Origin of the sequence: Acidisoma sp. L85 (assembly GCF_009765865.1) — a bacterium.
GTDB lineage: Bacteria > Pseudomonadota > Alphaproteobacteria > Acetobacterales > Acetobacteraceae > Acidisoma.
The window spans coordinates 25,496-43,451 of sequence record NZ_LMUQ01000076.1 but is presented as its reverse complement, the minus strand read 5'-3'; the positions used below and the strand labels follow the sequence as shown (position 1 = coordinate 43,451).

Here is a 17,956-nt window from a genome sequence, read left to right as displayed (position 1 = left end):
GTCCTCAGCGGGTGAAGAGTTTGGAGAGGGCAAAGCCGCCAACAAAGGCAACTAACAGACTGGAGATGGGCCAGTCCTGCACATGCTGGCTGACAGCTTCTGCGGAACGCTGGGTCTGTTTCGATACCCCGCCATAGATTTCAAAGGCACTCTCGCTAATCTTTTCGGCTGCGTTCTGTCCGATCCGACTTCCCTCTCGTATGGCCAGATCCTTCATCTCCTTGATGAGAGCCGCCACGTCGCTTTTCAAAACCGCAAGATCATCTGCGACATCTTTGGAAGTCGATGAGGCACTGCCCGCCTGAACGTCGCTCATGTCTTACTGCCTGCCAATAAAATAGACTGAGGAAAATTGGGCGATGCGGCGCGAACGCAATGACCGTGGTCCGAAGTTCCGGACACGAGGACCCTCTTGACATAGACGTGATGCAGGTGGGGTTTAGCTGCCACCTCGCAAACGTGACCACCCTATCCATTGGTCGCGAGTTTCTCAAAGCCCAGATCGCTGTCCGGGTGCGGCCCATTCTGATGGAACACATTTTGGCGTAAATTTCGCGCTCTCGCCATGGCTTCTATTTCGTTCTGGCGCCCGGCATGTAGCGCGACAGGACTGATGGCCGGCCATCAGTGGTGTCGCGCTACACACGGCAGGGGCAAGAAGGCCGGCGGGCTAGCGAAGAGGGATAAGGCGACGTCGATCTCGGGTGGCTACAATCCCTCAGTAGCGCGCCTCGTCCGCCCGGCACCGCTAGCAGTTTCTTTCGATGCCGATGGTGGTTATCTGAAGGTTCCTTGATGAGCCGGGCTGACCCGCGAGATGCGTGCCGATACGAAGCGGTGGGTGGAGATCACGTGACGGCCAACCCGCGAAAGGCTGTACGAGCCGCGGAACTGATCCTGTGGGCCTGGACGGCTTGGGTGACTGGCTTGGGCATCTACCAGTCCGGCACCAGCGTTCAAAGCACGGAGAAACTGATCACTGACCATCTTCCGATGACGATGCCCTTCAATCCCGAAGCGCTCCAGATGGTCGTGATTGCGGGCTACATCGTGACGGCAGGGTTCCTGGCTTGGATGGTGTTGAAGATTGGCGAGGGGAAAGGCTGGGCGAGAACCAGCTTGGCGCTGAACTTCGCTTTTGATGCCTTTTCGACAGCGATGCCTCCCTACCATGGCATCAGCGGCCTGCTGATGGCGGTGGCAGACCTTGGGCCGCAAGCCGTAGCCGCCTACCTGCTTTACACGCCGCCGGGGCGGCTCAGCTTTCAATAAATCTGCCGAAGCACTGCTGGCTGACGATCATCATCCGCAGGTTCAGTGTCGACGGCTAGGGCGTGCCGTCGCGTATGAGTGGAAGGGTCGACGCCGAACGCTTCGTGAAGCTGTTCATGGCCGGCCTGAAGCAGGCGACGGGATTATCTAAGGCCGGGCTCTCCATCTTCGAGTTGGTCTACTCCCAGCTTCGAGAACGTTCGAACAACGACAAAGTCGAGATGAGCTTCTACCTGGCGCGAAAGCACAGTCCGGGTTTGGTTGAGCGCACCTATCAGCGTGGCTTGCGCGAGCTGCTAGACCGGGAGTTCCTATACCGCAGTCCGTCCGAAGGCCTCTTCTTCTTGAATATCCAATACATGTTCAATGGCGATCGCCTGGCCTTTGTGAAGGCGTATCATCTGAAGGGGGCCAAGCCGAAGGCGGCGGAGCAGCTTTCACTTTTGCCGCCAGACGAGGCGTTCTGATCAGCGAGGACCGGCCATGAGAATCGATTGGCGGCACTTCATGCGTACCTATCACTTGTGCCGCCGCTCGATGGGCGTGCGGGCGTCATTGCGCGCTGCCTGGCGTGCCAATGGCTTCAGTGAGCCGGGCCGCTAGGTCCGACGAATTGCCCCGGATGCACGAGGGATCTTGTTCAGCCCGTTGCTCGGACTACAAGCTTGTCAATGACCCCTCCCCTCACGTTCAACCCGCCGATCAGCATCGACCTGTGTGAAACCGCCGGCCAGGAGTTTGGCCACGCCCGGACCGGGACGGAGCGCGTGGTCTTCGAGCAAGAGTTAGAGGCCCAGCTGGTGGTCCTAGTCGAGGCGCTGAGGGCGGCGGACATCGATCGCGACCAGGCTCTGGCGGTTTTCGATACGGCGGCCTGGAGTGCCTGGGAGGCCTCGGAAGCGCCGACGGCGCCGGAAGTCACGTTCCAAGAGCAGCCTGGCCCATTGGGCCCCTGAGGCGTCAGCACTCAGGGCTGGCGGCCATTCCTTTGCTCACAGCTGCCCTCGCCCCCATCTAAAGGTCGATGGCAAAACTCCTTAAGCAATTTGCGGCACTGCCGGTCATGGAGACCGGCGGAACGTCGCACGTGCTTCTCATCACCTCGCGCGGCACGCAGCGGTGGATCATTCCCAAAGGACACCCGGAAAAAGAGATGCGACCAGCTGCCGTAGCCTTGCTGGAGGCACGAGAAGAAGCGGGCGTTGCTGGCAAGATCAGCAAAACTCCCATAGGACGGTATCGCACAACAAAATGCTTGCGGTCGGGCAAGATGGTGCCCGCCGAGGTTACGGTGTTCCGCCTCGACGTGTCAGAGCACCTTGCGGCGTGGAAGGAGTCCCTCGAACGCAAGGTAATGTGGGTGCCGCTGTCGCAGGCGCACGCCCTCGTTGACGATGGCGGCTTGTCGAAATTCCTGGAGGGGCTCGATGCCGCGGCCAAACCTAAAGCTCTCGCGGTCACATCCTAGGCTCCGGCACCAGTTCCAGCGCCCAGTCTGGATCTGGCCCGTAGCAGAAGGACCGATGGTGCGAGGCGCAGAGGAAGACTGGCGCGGCTGACACCCGGCACTTCTGGGATCGCATCCGCTTCACGGCCTCCATGATCAGCATGTCGCCGTGCCGCTGCATGAGCAGCCGCGTCGCTACCGTGGTTGATCGTTTACAGCCTGGGCACTGGCCTCGAGTTGGCACTCGGGCCAGTCGGAGAGGCATGTCTGACAGAGTGAGAACAAAATAGGAACAAGTCGAGTCACTGACGGATCATGAACCGATTGGCCGCCTAACGGCCGTAGCCCCTCTTAGAGCGCTCCCCCGGATGGCCTCTGGACCCGCATCGGCGGCGCCGTCCAGCGGGTGGCCGAATCTACTAGCCATCACGCCCAAGGGATTGCGGGCGAAGCGACCGTCCTTGAGGAGATGATCCGCCAGCAACACAGCGCCCAGCTCGAGGAGGGCTGCGAAGACGAGGGAAATCATGGTCGCTCTGTCGCTTGTCTGCGCTTGCTGGGGAGGGCTGACGCATGAGCGGCCGCCACATCGCAAAGGAGATCGATCGACTGGAGCGGGAACTTGTCACGCGCCGGCACGAAATCCTCGAGGAAGCGCCGAGCTGAAAGCTCATACTCCGGAGGGGCTGCAGGCAATGGCCAGGGTAGTGCTTGCTGACCTCGAAGACGACGCCGACCCAGACTTCGCCAACTACGACCATCGGGTCATAACCGCAGTTTCGCTCGCCCGCGACATACTGGGGTAGGGCAGGATGAGACCGTTTCGCTGGCCTTCCGCTACTTACGAACCTGCGCAGAGACCGCCGGCTCCGAAACCGCCCAAGCTTCCGAAGGGGCAGGGGCCCGCACATAAGCCGACCCTTCCGGCAATACCGCCAGCCCACGTCCGAGTTGTGGTGGATACCTCGACACTCTCAAAAAGTGTCGAGGTCTTCATGAGACCACACGGATATCGAGACTCCTACCGGCCTCCTTGCTATCAAAGGTTGTGGCTCTAGGAGCGTGACGTGGCTGAGCTGTCGATAGCGTGCCCATCATGCGGCGGCATTTACTTTGGCACGCCCCGTCCGCCCCAGTCGGAGGCGGAGTATGTTGGAGCGGTGTGCGGTGGTTGCGGACATCGCCTCACAGAAGAAGACATCAACACATTCATCGATTCTTGGACGGTTGACCTCGTCCAGGCGGCCCTCAGAGGTCGCAGGGCATAGCGTCGTGGCAAGGCGGCTCGGACTGTACCCTTCACTATCGAAACATCCGACAATGACCAGGGCTCCATACCCCCGGACGCCCAGGCGGTCAGGTGAAGGCGAGAAGTCCCTGGCCAGGCGCTCTATAGACCGGCGACCAGTCGACCTCGAGCATCTCAAGAAGGATAGCGTCGGGATCTTCGCCAGACCGTATCCTCTTGGTCAGCTCGGCGTTGTTTCGGAGTTGCGCAAAAAGGATATTGGCGCGGTCCTGGGCTTCGTCATGCTCGGCTGTGAGCTGGTCCCGCTGATACTGCAGAGTAGCGAGTGCGCTCTTACGCTTCTGTTCCAGGCTTTGCATCGCTCCCTCCGGATTTCCTAGGCTCAGGAATATACTGATGCCATCTGGAAAATGGAGTCCGCCCTTTCTCTTGGGCGGAGAGTGTCGCTAATCCCGACGGCGCCAAGATCAATGGCTTGGGGGTGTCCGTACCGCGAATACTGTTGAGGGTATGCAAATATGCAAATTTCCGTAACGAGTTGATCTACTTGGCTCCTATTGCTACTCTTCCGTAACGTAACGGGAGGTGCAAATGCGCTGGTGGGTGGCCTCGTGCCTGATGGCGACATTGGCGTCGCAAGCCCATGCCGGTGACCTGTCCTGTTGGGGGAGCCCCGACGTCCTGACGGCCGACCGCACCTGCGTTCCCCTAACCGCCGCCTTCCTATCGAGCCTTCGCGTTGCGACGAGAGATGATGTTCAGCGTGCGATGGGAGTTGACGGAGAACAGGACGAGAGCGGCGAACTCACCTTCACGAGCAACTACATTGGCGGGGGACCAGGCGCCGGGACAGTCCAGGTAAAGTTCGGGGACGGCGGGAACGTGCGAGCAATCGACGCCTCGGTCGTCGGACAGAACAAGGCGCGAGAGCTGCGATTCTTATGGACGTCGAGCGAAGATGGCGTAGGGTGCTCCGATTTCCCGGGTAGCCCGCAGGCGTGCAATCCGTAGTCCGAGCCGCTCGGGCATTCCCCAAATCTGGGGCCAACTGCGCAATCCCACATAAGGACTTTGCATTATGAAGACCCTCGTCGCGGAGGTTATGCGCACCGTGCGCGGAACCTCCTGCCAGAAGGACGTCGGCACTGCCGATACCCCTCAAACTCGTTAGCCACGCGTTCGCGCCATCCACTTTCGGCGCATTGCTCGATCGGTTACTCGCCGGCATTTTAGCGGAATTGAAAACGCCCGCTATTTCACAGATCTTCAGGACATTGCAGTGGACCTTACCACCTCTTTGCGGGGCTTTAGCCCTGCCTCACGCCTCATGTTCTGGACGGTAACAGCTCTTTGCATCGGCTTCATCGTGGGGCTCGGTGCGGCGCAGGTGGCAGGTGCTCGGGCACATCCGCAGTGTGTTTCGAACGGCGTCACCCCGACGGTGGCGTCAACCCCTAGCCAGTAACTCTCTGCAACCTGCCGGACTATCAGCTGGATGGGACACGCATCTGCCCTAAGGGGGTTCAACAATGCTGAGACCCTCTGGCAGAGGTTTCTGCGCACGGTGCGATATCCCAGGAGAATCCTGTGAAAGGTAATTGATGTCGCGCCTGTCGGTTGCCCAAGTTGCCGAGCGCTGGAGCTGGAGCTGTTCCAGGCAGCACATTTACAACCTGATCAACCGAGGTCGATATTTTAAATAGTGACGGAGCAGTCGTCCATACGTTTCCGATTACATTAGGTGGTCCAGCCACTGCTTCGGATATCGATTACCAAACTAAAGCGTTGGAGGCGGTTGCCCATGCGCAGTTGTGCCTGACGCAGAATTAAGAAGCCTTACCGCGAGGATGCACATTAGCCGCGGAGGGGCTCTTGCGCCGTATGGAGACAATCGAGATACTCGTCCGAGACGCGTGAGACACTGGAGCAGGCCGTTCGCGAGCGTGCCTACTTTCTCTGGGAACTGGATGGCCGCCCTGAGGGAGGTGCTGACGATTACTGGTATCGTGCTCGTGACCAGCACATTCGAGCGCGCTTATATTCTCTGGCAGTAGGATGGTAGTCCTGAAGGTCGGGCCGAAGAATACTGGAACCAAACCCGTGCCGAACCCGACCTCGGTCATGCCGTCGTAGTCGACGTATGAGACCAAAGCGCGAGCATGATGCCAGGGTGGATCATGCCGGTTAGAGCGCCCTCACGGCACATGTCGTTTTATAATCGCTTGTCCAGACAATCGTTTCCTGGGCGCAGTGGGGGTCATCCTCATACCCCCCGCATCTCATTGAGTGTGTCATTGAGGTCGTCGAGAAAGCGCTCCTCAAGACCGGGATCGATTTTTTTCGAGGCTGCGGACCAGCGCCGCAAAGAGCGCCGCCATCGTCATTCCGATGTCTTCTGAGTCGGTGCGTTTCTTGGTCATGGCCTAGTCTTTCCGAACGAGCCTCAGGAAGGCCGCTGGCTCCCCCTCTACCCCGCGAACCTTCCCCGAAGGCAGGCGTGTCCCGAGGAATTGACCGTCTATCGAATAGATCTGGCCTGCTTGGAGCTTGGCGATCCGCGACCCGGACCCGACGCTGTAGACGATGCCCTCGCGTGTATAGGCGATCGCCGTACCGTCATCGTCGTGAATGAGCATTTTTGTCCGGCCTTCAGGCTTCATGAAGAGTTCTCCCAGCAAGGATCTACAACATCTTCATCTAGTGTTTGACAGACATGGAAAAAGGGGATGGCTTATCCACTACCCCTGCTTCGACAGCGAACCTCCCTTGATGCGCCGATGCGCCTATGTTGGGAGACCGGCGGGGCAGCACCCTTATGAATGACGCTAGATTGCCTCGAAGATGTAGGTTGTTACCGGGACGGTCTGAGCGCATGGCTGGCCCATGGCTGTTCCACCCTCTGATCTTCCCGTTCTGCCTAAAGAGGGAGCCTTGGTAGGCTTGCGGGTGCTGGTGGTTGAAGATGAAGCCCTCGTCGCGCTCCTCTTAGAGGACATGCTCGCTGACCTCGGTTGCCTGGTGATTGGCCCAGCGATGAGTGTCGATGTTGCGCTTGCCTTGTTAGATACCGAACCTCTCGACGTGGCCCTCATCGACGTCTCCCTAGGCGGCCATGAGCTCAGCCTGCCTGTTGCGGATGCGCTCGCGCTTAAGGGGATACCTTTTGCCTTCGCGACTGGACACGGCTCTGGGGTTCTCGTTGGAACGCGCCACGCAGGGGCTCCCCTTCTACTGAAACCTTTCTCGTTCGCTGAACTCGCGGCCCTCGTCGTTGAACTTGGTGGCAAGACCCGAGCTCTCTCGTAAGAGCACACAAGAACTAGCTAGGAACCCAGCTATTGACCGGCATACGAAACGTAAAGCGTGTTTCAGCTGGGGTGGAGGTGACGTCTAGCCTGCCGCCATGCGCCTGAGCAATCATTGAGGCGATGTAGAGCCCTAGGCCAAGCCCCTGCTGAGTTGGTCTTAGCGAGTTACGGTAAAAAGGCTGGAACATCAAGTGCGAGTGGCAAGGCAGTGCGTTCGTAAAGTGCCATGCGGCGCGCCGAGGAGGGAAGTGCACCGCGCGTATAGAAGCCACCATCATCCACAGCGGTGCTTCCCCGGTTATCCGCTGGCACCAAAACGGAATAGCGATGGGCAATCCCGGAACGCTCCGCCATGCGGCGAAACAGCCGCGCCCGGCGCGGATCCTCAAGAAAGGAATTAGCAAAGCGGACAAATGCGTCGTGGACGTCGTTCCGCGACACGCTGGTGCCGATACCATTGAGGTAGGCAACCGCCATAACTGAGGCCACTCACCAGTGATCAGGTTTAACAAGCTCCCCAGAGCGCAGGCTCGCGAAAGCCTGGACGCCGGGAGCGCTTCATTATCGCATGGTCCGGACAAGTGGATGCGGCGAGGAGCGGGTCTGCCCTGTTCCCGTGCTCACGGCTTTTGGAGCATCATCCGAGACCCAAACCCCTGTCTCAGACGCAGTCTCGACCTCGTTCAATCGTGTTGAGCGCGCGATGTCTACGCAAACACCGTATGGTTCACGCCCACGAGGTTGATGATCGTGCCGTCGGTGAGCTGGATAAGATCACCTGTCGAGCCGACCGCTTCCGTTCTGATTGCGTCGCCGGTGTAGCCGCCGAAAGCCAGCTGGCTACTTGCATTGAAGTTGTAGATGTCTTGCTCGCCGCCGGCATGGCCGTTGAGAAACCATAGACATCATTGCCGCCATCGCAAACCACGGACGTATCGCCCCGCCGCCGATCAGGGTGCTGTTCCCCGCGCAGAGTGCGATGACGGGATAGCCGCTGCTCGTATGTTTCGGCACGTCGTAGGATGCAGACTGCAATCAGGTGTGGAAGGGGGGAAGATCGCACAACGCTTGACAAAAGATGATGTCGCGATCTTCCAACGCCTAATCGATTGCCGGACACCATCGCTGACTACCTAAAACAGCCGACGCGTGTGACATGGCAATTTTGACATCAGTGCAATCATTGATTACAATAGGGTATGCATGCCAGCAGGCACCCTGCCCCAGCCTCGATCACCATCCGTAATCTAGATCCGGCTCTCAAAGAACGGCTGCGCATCCGCGCCGCCCAGCACGGCCAGTCGATGGAAGCGGAGGCGCGCCGCATCTTGCAAACCGCGCTGACGCCGCAGGGCGCTCCGCCTATGCGCCACCTATACGACCGAATTCGTGCCCGTTTTGCACCACTGGGCGGGGTCGATCTCGAACTGCCTCCGCGCGAACCGGTCCGCGAGCCGCCCCGGTTCGACTGATGCTGATGCTCGATACCAATATGCTCTCCGAGATCATGCGTCCCGAACCTGAGCGCAAAATCGCGGACTGGATTGTCCGCCAGTCATCGGATGAGTTGTTCACAGCCGCCGTGTGTCAAGCAGAGATCCTTTCCGGCCTTGCCATCATGCCGAGCGGTCGTCGCCGGGCCGACCTAGAGGAGGCCGCACGCGCCATGTTCGCCGATGACTTTGACGGTCGCATCCTGCCATTCGATACCGAAGCGGCTGCTGCCTATGCCGAGGTATTCGCAGCGCGGCGGAAGGTTGGGCCGCCGAGCGGGACCGTAGATCTCATGCTGGCCGCAATTGCGCGCGTGCGCGGGGCGAGCGTCGTCACCCGCAACGTGGCCGACTTTGAGAGCGTGGGTGTGGCGATCGTCAACCCGTGGGATGAGTAGCCGCTCCAGTACTCAGGTTGCATGACCAAGCGGGAGCCAGGGCGGTTCGTCGCCTACCTTCGTGTCAGCACCGACAGCTAGGGCCGATCCGGGCTCGCCTTGAGGCGCAGCGCCAAGCCGTAGCGACGCACGTCACCCAGGCCGGCGGCGAGGTAGTGGCGGAGTTCCACAAGGTGGAGGGCGGCAAGCGCCGATCGGCCGCAGCTCGCCGCCGCGCTGGCTTCCTGCCGCACCCGCCGGGCCGGTTTGGTCATCGCCAAGCTAAACCGGCTGGTGCACAACGCGTTGGCGGACAGCGGCGAAGCTGGTGTTGTGTTCTGCGATCTCCCACTGTACCGGCCGGACCGATTGGCAAGTTCCTGGTCACGCAGATTGTCTGTGTCGTCTATGTGGCTGCTGAGCGAGTTTTGAAGAGGTGCGGTCTGCCTGTAGCGGGACATGGGCGGAAATCGCTCGGCGATTAGCAGCCACGTGACGGTCCGCTGAATTCCGGGGCTCAGGATCAAGGCAACTCCCCCTCCCCTCCTGTTTAGGCATGGCAAAGCAAACCTAGCGTGCATCAGGGGTCCGTGTTCCTAGACCGGTTCCAAAGCGCTGACCGCCAACTCAGGCGACCATCGCAGTAGTTGACCGGTCAGTAGCTCTCCGTTTTTAACGTCGGCCACGCTTTTCTGTAAATCGTTGTGACCGGCACCTTCCGGTGTGGCTGGCCTTGCCCGGCGGCATCGGGTAAGGCCATGCGTCACTAGCTACAGACCTTACCACGAGATGGCCGATCGCCTTTCGCCTTCGCAGCCGCCTCTGACATGTATTCTCCTGCTTTGGTCTTGCCGTAGTAGCGAGTACCGGGGCAATGATAGACGTTACTCGCTGTATTTACCCAGACCTTTACTGCGGACAAATTAGCCGTAGTACTGTAGCTTTTCACAGGGGCGGTAGGCGGCGGCGGTGCAGATGAGGTCGCGGTTGTCGGCGGAGAGGCTCCTGCTTGGCTTCCTGAGGCAGAGTCGAATGTCTGAACGCCACCGTGGTGGGAACATGCTCCGCGCTTCGATTTCCCTGAAAATGTCGTTCCGTCCTTGCAGGTCGCCGTCACAGGTACTGAGGATTGAGCAAATGCCGTTGGAACTGCCGCAGTGCCTAGCAGGAACAAAACAGCTATCAGACTCAACTGCCAACGCGATGGAGCTGCTGTTTCTGGCTTAAACATTGACGTTGCCCGATTCTGGAATCTTGCCTTCAGGCGTTGCCTGGTCGACTGCATGAGGAAGGAGTTTGGCGACGAGAGGCATTAACGCCTGAACCGGGAGCCCAGTCCTTTGAATCAGACTCTGCACCTGTTCATTCGATAGCACGCTTTGAACCTCCTCGGCCGTTATCGGAATGTTTCCACCAGAGCCAGCCCAGGACTGAACGTGTTGTCCGAGCCCGCCGGCTCCAAAACGATTGAGAAGGCCGTTTAAGCCTTCCGATGTATTAAGGCCGAGGACGTCGGTTAGGGCATTGTGAACCGCTGGAACATTGTCTCGATCTGCTCCTTCAAGTCCTTGCAGCAATTGTCCAAACAGTCCACTCATAAATATCTCCTGGTTCAGAACATTTACGGCCGGATCGACGCTTGCAGCTAGGATGCTAAGCCAATTTGTAAAAGCATGTCGCCAGCTTAGCCTAAGTCATAGCCCAAGGTTGTGCCGCCGAGCTAGGCAAACCGCCCGAAGGACGTAACTTACTTCTCTGGGTTCCGGTTACGCCGATCATTTGGACCATTGTCGGTTTGATGGCGCTACCGGATCATATCCGCTGGCACTTCACCTGTGATATCGTTGGGCCACGAGTAAAAGGAGTGAATTGCCATGGAAAGACTTTTGGCCGCGGCTTTGATTATAAGCGCAATTCTAGTCGCTCCGACTGCCTACGCTGCTCAATGCCGAGATACTCAGGGCAAGTTCATGAAATGCCCTGCGAAGTCTGTCCATTGCCGCGACATCGCAGGCAAGTTCGTCAAGTGTAGTGCTCCTGGCGCCAAACCAGCCTAGTCAACCGGAGTTTGTCTTGACCAGGAAGACCGGCGCAAACGTTGAGCGCGCTGAGGTGGCGCAGGGCTAACAGTTTTTTCCGGTACGGCGATCAGCGCCCCCAGCGGAGCCCTCTGCTTTGAACTTCAGCACCCAATCCCGCACGATCTGCAAGGTCACGCCGCGATGTTGGCCGCGTCACTCCGCGTGCTGCCGTCATAGATCTCCGCTCATGCCAGCAACCGGCGCGCCGTCCCAGGTCTTCTTAGCCGCAGCGCGCACCTGAGCCGCGATGAAACCCTCGGGCCGATAAATGCGAGCATACGCTCAGCCTCCTCCCGAAGAAGGTAGCCTGTTGGCTGCTTGACCCTGCAACTTCGGCTGTTCGCCATTGGCCTTGAAAATCCGCGTTAGCCGTCCTCAGGTAGACTCAGCTGGAGACGACACGCACCTCGGCAGCGCTGATGCGGGCGGCGTCGAGAACGCTGGTGTCTAACTCTTCGCTGTATATAGCTGGCACCAGCCATTCTGACTTATCGGACTCTGCACAAATGCGCAGGCATCCGGCGGCTGGAAACTGCTGCAGATTCCACAGTGATTGCTACCATTCGGGGTACCTTGGTATTTGGCGGCAGCCTGTGTGATTTTCTGCTGGGCCTCCGCCTTTCGGACCGCAGCTGAGGCTGTCGCAGCACCGATCGCAAGCGCCGTGCGAGTGATTGCAGCGCGGCGGGTTATGCCGTGGCGGCCGTTGCTAAACATGGTCATGCTCAACTCCGAATTCGATGACGGCGTTCGGTGCTTAGGAGCAGCAGACCCCGCTCCCCGGAGGGTGCCCATCATCGTGCAGGATAGGCCGTGAATACGTAATCTTTCGAGGCAACGAGCGTGTGGCACGCGTAGCCGCACTTAGCGTCGTGGCCCTGCGGCGGCTTGTCGGTTAAGTCTCCTACCCTGAAGGTTCCGGCGGCGGCGTTATACTCAAACACGCCGTAACCCCAGCCCCCGCTATCCGAGAACCGCTTGCCGTCCTTCGCCATGAAGTCGACGTCGTCCAGGGCGCCCGGCACCGTCGGGTCGCCAGGTTCCGCCGGGTTCTTGATAGCTTTCCAATGGATCTTCGCCATCTTGGCGCCGTCGGGGAAAGGCTTGCCGTTGCCGGGAATACCCGCCTCGAAGGCAGCGATCATTTTAGGATTGCCGAGGATTGTTGCGATTAAATCACCGTTTTGGCTGACGCCAATAACCTGCCATTTCTCATATCCCCTGAATTCAGAGAAGGCGAGGCCCCCCGGTATCTTCAAAGAGTACTTGTCCTGCGCCGCAATTGCAACGCCTCCAGCCACGGCAGCCACTGACGCGACGGCGAGCATTACCAAGACGGATGGGCACCTCATCTTTATCTCCTCGCTCGCAAAGTAGGTCCTCAAAGCACCTGCCCCGGGTTTGCCCGGGCATATGACCTAAGACTTATCATGCGATCTGAACGCCGAGGCGCACCAGCGTGCCTGGGATTTCCGAATCGCACTGTGGCGGTCGCCCAACGGGCGGTTCCCGCCTGGCGGTTCCGAAGTGCGCCGTGCTTGTGTGCTTCCCATCCGCGGATCGAGGATGTCGACGAGCGGGCCGAGTTCAGGGTCTCCACCGGGCTGCAACACAGCGCGCGCGGACGGTGCGCTTCGGAGTGCCATCCCTGTGTCAAATCGAGTAGACCGCGTGAGGTCCAATTCGCGTAGGCTTGCCCAGGACCGCATTGCGCCGGCGCCGCCATAAGCAAGCAAGTCGCCGTCACGGTAAGGCGCACCCGAGTGGTCGATTTCGTTCATGATCCAAATGGGTCCGCTGATCGCCCTGGTCGTTCCTCCAGTGACTATCCCTCCCCTTCCCCACTCGAATAGAGCCAGCGCGTTCAGCCGCAAGCGAGGCCGTTGTCCAAGCGCGAGTAGGTGAATCCTCCCCCTCGCCTTCCCGTGCAGGCACGGTAATAGGGCATTAAAAAATTGGGCCTAATTCGAAGGTGAATGCTGGCCAGAGAATGCAGGGACCGACTCTTTAAGCTTCGTGCTCTTCCAGCGTCAGATGCGCGATGTAGCCGGAGCGGCTCTCCCCAGCGGCGCGGGTCAGGGCATCCAAGCGCTTCAGCACACGACGCGGCAATGTGATGTTTACCCGCTCAACCGTGTCATCGAGCAAAGCAGGATCCAGCGTGATGACGCCGAAGGTCCATCCGGCATAATCCGGCCGCTGGTGCGGATTCCGACGATGCCGCCCACTCAATCCAAGATGATGGCGCCCATCATTCCGAGATGATGCCGCAGGTGCAGCTCTCCAGACGCCAAGACGGTTGAAGGGCGACAAAGATGTGCCGGGAAACTAAGACTTTCCAAACTCAACTGTCCTCGGGCTATAATCTGTTCCCAGGCCACTTTTATCCGCGTGCAAGGCCATCTCTTACTCGCTCGGCTACAGGGTGCGGGGGATAACTCCGCATATTTATCCACAAAGCTGTGCACAAGCGCTTCGTAAAAATGGAAGATACCGGGGGACAAGTTCACGACGCTGTGACCTTCGCCTAACTGTCAGGCTGCGCGCACTGATCCCAGCCCACGACCACCCAACCCACGCCGAACTCCATCGCTTGTAAGGGTTCGGCGTGCGCAGGACGCCCCTATGGAACGCGTCGTAGCCTTCGTAAATATACCCAATCTCTTCAAATGGTTTCATCCAGCGCAAGGCCGCAAGGCGGTCCCATCGAGGAGACCTCGGTCCTAGGACATAGGACGGTCAGTGCGGGGATCTTGCCGTCATCTACGTGGCTGCAGGCGATCGAGCCGAACTTCCAAATAGGCAGCGGCAGATGCCCGATCGAGCCAGCGTGCTCTTCCGCTATCCAACTGATGCCCGCGCGCCATGAAGATTGACCAAAACCGCCGCCGCGCACCTTAGTTGCATCGCGTCCGGCTAGCGGGAAAGTCTGAGCACTCAAAATTTGGGAAGCTCCAAAGAAACTCAATAACGCCAGGCCGGTCCGGGCGATTAACTAACGCCTGGATGAGGCTCACTCGTCCTGCCGGCCCAAAGCTTACCTTGACCCGACTGGAGTAGTATCCTCGATGATGCCTTGAGAAAGCTCGCCCGCGAAAATGCGACTTGTGAGTTCCATCATGTGGAAATTGACATTGATGTTCACCTGCGGCCTGGAACGCGGTCCGTGCAGCTCGAGGAACGGGGCCCAGCCTGGGCGGCGCTTGCAAGGTTGAAGGTTATCCAGAAATTGATAGCACTGTGACTGGAGAAGGCGATGATGGCGAGCCCATGCTGGCGGCACGTGGCGTCGCGGTGACCTACGAGGCGATCCGTCGGTGGTGCGTATTCGGCGCTCCCGAATTACAAAGCGACCTACCCTCCTCCCTGCGCAGTAGCTAAAGCAAAGGACATCAATCGGATGGCGGCGAAACCCGTCCGTGGTCAGGCGTTCCCATCTTGCGGGAACCCGCGCAGGGACGCTCTGGGCTTCCCCGAATTGTCGAAAATCTCTGATACGCTGAATGGCCTGCAGGCGATGATGGCGGGGAGGAGGGCGCGCCGGGCGTTCCCGGACGGGTTCGAGCGCCGGTGGCGCCAGCCAACCGGCAACATTAAAATGCGAGGTCACCCATGAGCCCTCCTTCGGAAGCTCGAAACACGCCCGGCATGTTCCGGCGTGACGTCCTGGGGGGTGCTGCCGCCATCGCTGGCGCGGCGTTGCTGGCGAACCCGGCGGCGCTGGCCGCCGGCGAAACCTCTGCACTGCCGTTCATCGCGAACGACGCCGACCTGGAGCAGGCATTGCCGGCATTGTCCAATTGGGGGCGATGGGGCGCGGCGGACCAGCTTGGCACGCTGAACTTCATGTCACCAACGACGAGACTCGCGGCGGCGGCGCTGATTCGTTCGGGGCGTGTCGTTTCGCTAGCCAGGGAGTTTTCGCCTACCACGCCGGAGTTGCGAAACTTCAGCTACGCGATGAAGCGCTACGAGGACCCACTGCCCGAGGAGGCCGGCTGTTACGACGTGGTCGGGATGACTTGCCACGGCTTCGCCATCACCCATCTCGACGCGTTGTGCCACGTTTTCACGCCGGCCGGCGCGCAGGGGATGTATAACGGCTTCTCGGTCGCGGACGTGACCCCAGCCGGGGCGGTGCGATTGGGGATCGAACATGTTGCCGAGGCCGGCATCGTTGGTCGCGGCGTCCTGCTCGACGTGGCCGAGGTGCGTGGCGGCCCGCTAGCGCCGGGCTCGGCGATAATGCTGGAAGACCTTGAGGCTGCCGAGCGTCTGCACGGCGTGCGGGTCGGCGAGGGCGACATCCTGTTCGTGCGTAACGGTGGTGGATCGGAAAACACCTACAAGCACGGGACCGGCCTCCATGCCTCGTGCCTGCCGTGGCTGCGCGACCGGCGTGTGGCCGTGCTGAGCAGCGATTCCGACAACGACATCCATCCCACCCAGCCCGGCTTCGAGCGCTGGAGCGAGCCCATGCACATGGTGGGGATCGCCTACATGGGCCTCACGCTGCTCGACCAGACCGAGCTGGACGGAATCGTGGCCGCCTGCGCCGACGAGCGACGGTGGGAGTTCTTCGTGACCGTAGCGCCGTGGCGCATGAAGGGGGCCACCGGCTCGGCGGTGAACCCGTTGGCGATGTTCTAATCGCAGCTCTCTGGCGACGATACATAAGGTCATCAAACGCGGTCTTTGGTCCCAAGTCGACGCGATGGGATCGGCTGGCATTGGATGCGGCATTCGAGACGGATGAGGCACAGCGTGCGGCCACACGAGCGAGGAAATGATAGCGGACATTCTTCCGGGGCGTTCAGAAAACGACGCCGCAGATGGAAGATAGCTCCGCCGCGTCAGGGCTAGGCTGGTGGTTGCTGCTGTGGAATTTCACCCAATAAAATCAGCGTTCACCGCAAGGTGCGGAAAAACCTCCCGCAAGGGTCTAAGGATTGTTGACTCCCTTAGGGGCGTCGGCATCACCGACACCCCTGCGCAAAACTGCGCAGGCACAACTCGCATGCTAAAGTAGCCGCCAGCCCTGGGGGAGTTGCATCCTCGTCCAGGGTTAGGCCGGGCGGGCTCATCACCCTCGCCCGGCCGCCTTCCGGTAAGCCTTAATCGGGTTCCGATTTCGCGCGCAACGGACCGTGAACGCTGCTCTGGCAGTGGACAGTCCATAGGCAGGATGTGACGAAGCGTAACGTCAGCCGACTGTGACGCTGCTAATCTAGCGCTAGCTGCCGCCCTAGTTGTTGACGGGCCGGCGGTGCCAACAGCCGCCGGGGCGCCGTTCCCGTGGTGGAGTCATAATCCCCTGTCATCGCGAGGCGGAAATTAGGCTGCTAATTCGCGCCTTCGGCGTTCGGGACTGTGTCGATAGCAAGCCCGGACGCCAAACCTCACTTACCCAGGTGCAAAGTTGATGAGCATTAAGTGCGCGGCGGCGGCATGTTTAAGCCGAGCCCAGCGGAAGCGAGATCCGCTGGGGTGGGGTGCCCGTAGCCCGGTTCTGTGGCGCCGGCCCACGAGGCGGCTGTGACCGCTCACCCGCGTTGGCCTTCGGCGTCCGGGACAGACAGCTCCTCTTTTCCTAGCTTGGTGAAACCCGGACGCCGAACCTCAACCATTGCCGCTCGCAATGCATTAGTGAAACGCAAACTGCGTTGTCGCTCGCGAAGGGTGTGTTCGCGATACGCAAGGCTCGGACGAACAGGAGACAGCCATGCCTGATCCGCGCGAGTTGGCGGGTGATGAGATGAGGGCGTCACGAGCCGAAGTTGAATTTAATAGGGTGGTCGGAATTGCCAGTACGAGGCGGGACCGAGGCGAACTCTCGGCCGGCGCCTACGCTGTGATTCTCGACCGCGCGAGGAAATCCCGGACGCCGCTAGTGATGATCTGGGGCGGCGTAGGACCGAAGACGAAGGGCGGGCAGGTTCGGAGCGTGGGTGCGCCCCTCTGTCGCGAGCTTACTCCAACTGGTGAGCTTTTACCCTGCTCCTCGCTCACCGCCGGAGAAAGGCCATAAACCGATATTCGGCACGCCTAAAAATGAAGATCAGCGTGAAGGAAATGCAGAGATAGAGCACGGCCGCGATGCCGAAGGACCAGAAGGGTTCGTAGGTCGCCGAATTCGCGTCATTCGCAATTTTGAGGATATCCGGCACTGTCGCGGTAAAAGCCAGTGTCGTCGAGTGCAGCATGAGGATGACCTCGTTGCTGTACAGTGGCAGCGCCCGGCGCAGCGCGCTCGGGATGATGATGCGGCGGTAGAGGGTGAAGTTCGACATGCCGATCGCCCGCGCCGCCTCGATCTCCCCGAAGGCCGTGTCGCGCATCGCGCCCGCGAAAATCTGCGTCGTATAGGCCCCGGTATTGAGGCCGAAGGCGAGTAGTGTGCAGTCTATGCCCTGGCGGAAGAAAGCGTTCAGAAAGCTCGTATGTTGGACGATGCTCAGGCTATAGACACCGGTGTAGATGATGAGCAGCTGCACATAGAGCGGCGTACCGGTGAAGACGAAAACATAGATCCAGACCGGCCCACGGATGAAGAGGTTGCGAGCATTCCGCGCGATGGCGAGCGGCACAGCCAGGCAGAAGCCGATGATACAGGAAACCACCAGCAGCCACAGCGTCATCGCTACCCCGGTCATGGCGTAGCCGTCGGTATAGAGAAGAGGTCGCCAGTATTGCTGGATGATGTCGATCATAGCGCGGCTCTCCGCACGC

General features: G+C 59.9%; 20 protein-coding genes. 10 read left to right on the top strand and 10 right to left on the bottom strand.

Features of this window, described 5'->3' with window-relative positions; genetic code table 11:
* Positions 1-4: 4 nt before the first annotated feature.
* Entirely contained in the window at positions 5-316 is a 312-nt protein-coding gene (locus GSQ83_RS26065; protein ID WP_158805794.1) for a hypothetical protein, read from the bottom strand.
* Between the two features lie 536 nt (positions 317-852).
* On the opposite strand from GSQ83_RS26065, the gene GSQ83_RS26060 reads away from it, so the two are divergent.
* From GSQ83_RS26060 to GSQ83_RS26045, 4 genes are all read left to right on the top strand, one after another.
* The gene (locus GSQ83_RS26060; RefSeq protein WP_158805793.1) at positions 853-1,272 is read left to right on the top strand and encodes a hypothetical protein; all 420 of its coding nucleotides are present in this window, start codon (positions 853-855) and stop codon (positions 1,270-1,272) included.
* A gap of 104 nt (positions 1,273-1,376) precedes the next feature.
* Positions 1,377-1,739 carry a hypothetical protein gene (locus GSQ83_RS26055; protein WP_158805792.1) on the top strand — a complete coding sequence of 121 codons (363 nt, stop codon included), beginning with the start codon at positions 1,377-1,379 and terminating at the stop codon, positions 1,737-1,739.
* Positions 1,740-1,943: 204 nt separating this feature from the next.
* Positions 1,944-2,228, top strand: a complete 285-nt coding sequence (locus tag GSQ83_RS26050; RefSeq protein WP_158805791.1) for a hypothetical protein — start codon at positions 1,944-1,946, stop codon at positions 2,226-2,228.
* 68 nt (positions 2,229-2,296) lie between these two features.
* Positions 2,297-2,740 carry an NUDIX hydrolase gene (locus GSQ83_RS26045; RefSeq protein ID WP_158805790.1) on the top strand — a complete coding sequence of 148 codons (444 nt, stop codon included), beginning with the start codon at positions 2,297-2,299 and terminating at the stop codon, positions 2,738-2,740.
* A gap of 1,335 nt (positions 2,741-4,075) precedes the next feature.
* Here GSQ83_RS26045 and GSQ83_RS26040 read toward each other — a convergent pair.
* Entirely contained in the window at positions 4,076-4,327 is a 252-nt protein-coding gene (locus GSQ83_RS26040; protein ID WP_158805789.1) for a hypothetical protein, read from the bottom strand.
* Positions 4,328-4,559: 232 nt separating this feature from the next.
* Here GSQ83_RS26040 and GSQ83_RS30160 point away from each other — a divergent pair, with 232 nt between their 5' ends.
* Positions 4,560-4,979 carry a hypothetical protein gene (locus GSQ83_RS30160; protein WP_216850589.1) on the top strand — a complete coding sequence of 140 codons (420 nt, stop codon included), beginning with the start codon at positions 4,560-4,562 and terminating at the stop codon, positions 4,977-4,979.
* Positions 4,980-5,889: 910 nt separating this feature from the next.
* Positions 5,890-6,030: a DUF2934 domain-containing protein gene (locus GSQ83_RS26035; RefSeq protein WP_158806072.1), complete on the top strand. Its 141-nt coding sequence runs from the start codon at positions 5,890-5,892 to the stop codon at positions 6,028-6,030.
* A 361-nt stretch (positions 6,031-6,391) separates the two neighbouring features.
* Here GSQ83_RS26035 and GSQ83_RS26030 read toward each other — a convergent pair whose 3' ends face one another.
* Positions 6,392-6,628 carry a 4-fold beta flower protein gene (locus tag GSQ83_RS26030; RefSeq protein WP_158805788.1) on the bottom strand — a complete coding sequence of 79 codons (237 nt, stop codon included), beginning with the start codon at positions 6,626-6,628 and terminating at the stop codon, positions 6,392-6,394.
* Between the two features lie 286 nt (positions 6,629-6,914).
* On the opposite strand from GSQ83_RS26030, the gene GSQ83_RS26025 reads away from it, so the two are divergent.
* A complete protein-coding gene (locus tag GSQ83_RS26025) occupies positions 6,915-7,274 on the top strand; it encodes a response regulator (protein ID WP_254065947.1) in 360 nt (119 codons plus the stop codon).
* Positions 7,275-7,287: 13 nt separating this feature from the next.
* Here the strand turns inward: GSQ83_RS26025 and GSQ83_RS30765 are convergent, their stop codons facing one another.
* Entirely contained in the window at positions 7,288-7,464 is a 177-nt protein-coding gene (locus GSQ83_RS30765; RefSeq protein WP_254065916.1) for a sensor histidine kinase KdpD, read from the bottom strand.
* The gene (locus GSQ83_RS30760; protein ID WP_254065915.1) at positions 7,442-7,753 is read right to left on the bottom strand and encodes a hypothetical protein; all 312 of its coding nucleotides are present in this window, start codon (positions 7,751-7,753) and stop codon (positions 7,442-7,444) included. Before GSQ83_RS30760 ends, GSQ83_RS30765 begins: the two co-directional genes overlap by 23 nt.
* A gap of 722 nt (positions 7,754-8,475) precedes the next feature.
* Between GSQ83_RS30760 and GSQ83_RS26015 the strand changes: the two genes are divergently transcribed.
* Together GSQ83_RS26015 and GSQ83_RS26010 are read left to right on the top strand one after the other, a co-directional pair.
* Entirely contained in the window at positions 8,476-8,748 is a 273-nt protein-coding gene (locus tag GSQ83_RS26015) for a FitA-like ribbon-helix-helix domain-containing protein (protein WP_158805785.1), read from the top strand.
* Positions 8,748-9,167, top strand: a complete 420-nt coding sequence (locus GSQ83_RS26010) for a type II toxin-antitoxin system VapC family toxin (protein ID WP_158805784.1) — start codon at positions 8,748-8,750, stop codon at positions 9,165-9,167. Before GSQ83_RS26015 ends, GSQ83_RS26010 begins: the two co-directional genes overlap by 1 nt.
* A gap of 77 nt (positions 9,168-9,244) precedes the next feature.
* On the opposite strand, the gene GSQ83_RS26005 is transcribed toward GSQ83_RS26010, so the two are convergent.
* The 4 genes from GSQ83_RS26005 to GSQ83_RS25990 all read right to left on the bottom strand — a co-directional run bounded on the left by GSQ83_RS26005 (position 9,245) and on the right by GSQ83_RS25990 (position 13,459).
* Positions 9,245-9,421 (bottom strand): hypothetical protein, encoded by a 177-nt coding sequence (locus GSQ83_RS26005; protein ID WP_158805783.1) that lies wholly within the window; start codon positions 9,419-9,421, stop codon positions 9,245-9,247.
* A gap of 948 nt (positions 9,422-10,369) precedes the next feature.
* Positions 10,370-10,744, bottom strand: a complete 375-nt coding sequence (locus GSQ83_RS26000) for a YidB family protein (protein WP_158805782.1) — start codon at positions 10,742-10,744, stop codon at positions 10,370-10,372.
* Between the two features lie 1,277 nt (positions 10,745-12,021).
* The gene (locus GSQ83_RS25995; protein WP_216850588.1) at positions 12,022-12,612 is read right to left on the bottom strand and encodes a cytochrome P460 family protein; all 591 of its coding nucleotides are present in this window, start codon (positions 12,610-12,612) and stop codon (positions 12,022-12,024) included.
* Between the two features lie 622 nt (positions 12,613-13,234).
* Positions 13,235-13,459 carry a type II toxin-antitoxin system HicB family antitoxin gene (locus GSQ83_RS25990; RefSeq protein ID WP_254065914.1) on the bottom strand — a complete coding sequence of 75 codons (225 nt, stop codon included), beginning with the start codon at positions 13,457-13,459 and terminating at the stop codon, positions 13,235-13,237.
* Positions 13,460-14,875: 1,416 nt separating this feature from the next.
* Here GSQ83_RS25990 and GSQ83_RS25985 point away from each other — a divergent pair.
* Complete coding sequence (locus GSQ83_RS25985; RefSeq protein WP_158805780.1) at positions 14,876-15,877, top strand: cyclase family protein; 1,002 nt, start codon at positions 14,876-14,878, stop codon at positions 15,875-15,877.
* A 1,355-nt stretch (positions 15,878-17,232) separates the two neighbouring features.
* Here GSQ83_RS25985 and GSQ83_RS25980 read toward each other — a convergent pair.
* Positions 17,233-17,956 (bottom strand): ABC transporter permease (locus GSQ83_RS25980; RefSeq protein ID WP_305782251.1); only part of this gene is annotated, 724 nt, incomplete at its 5' end.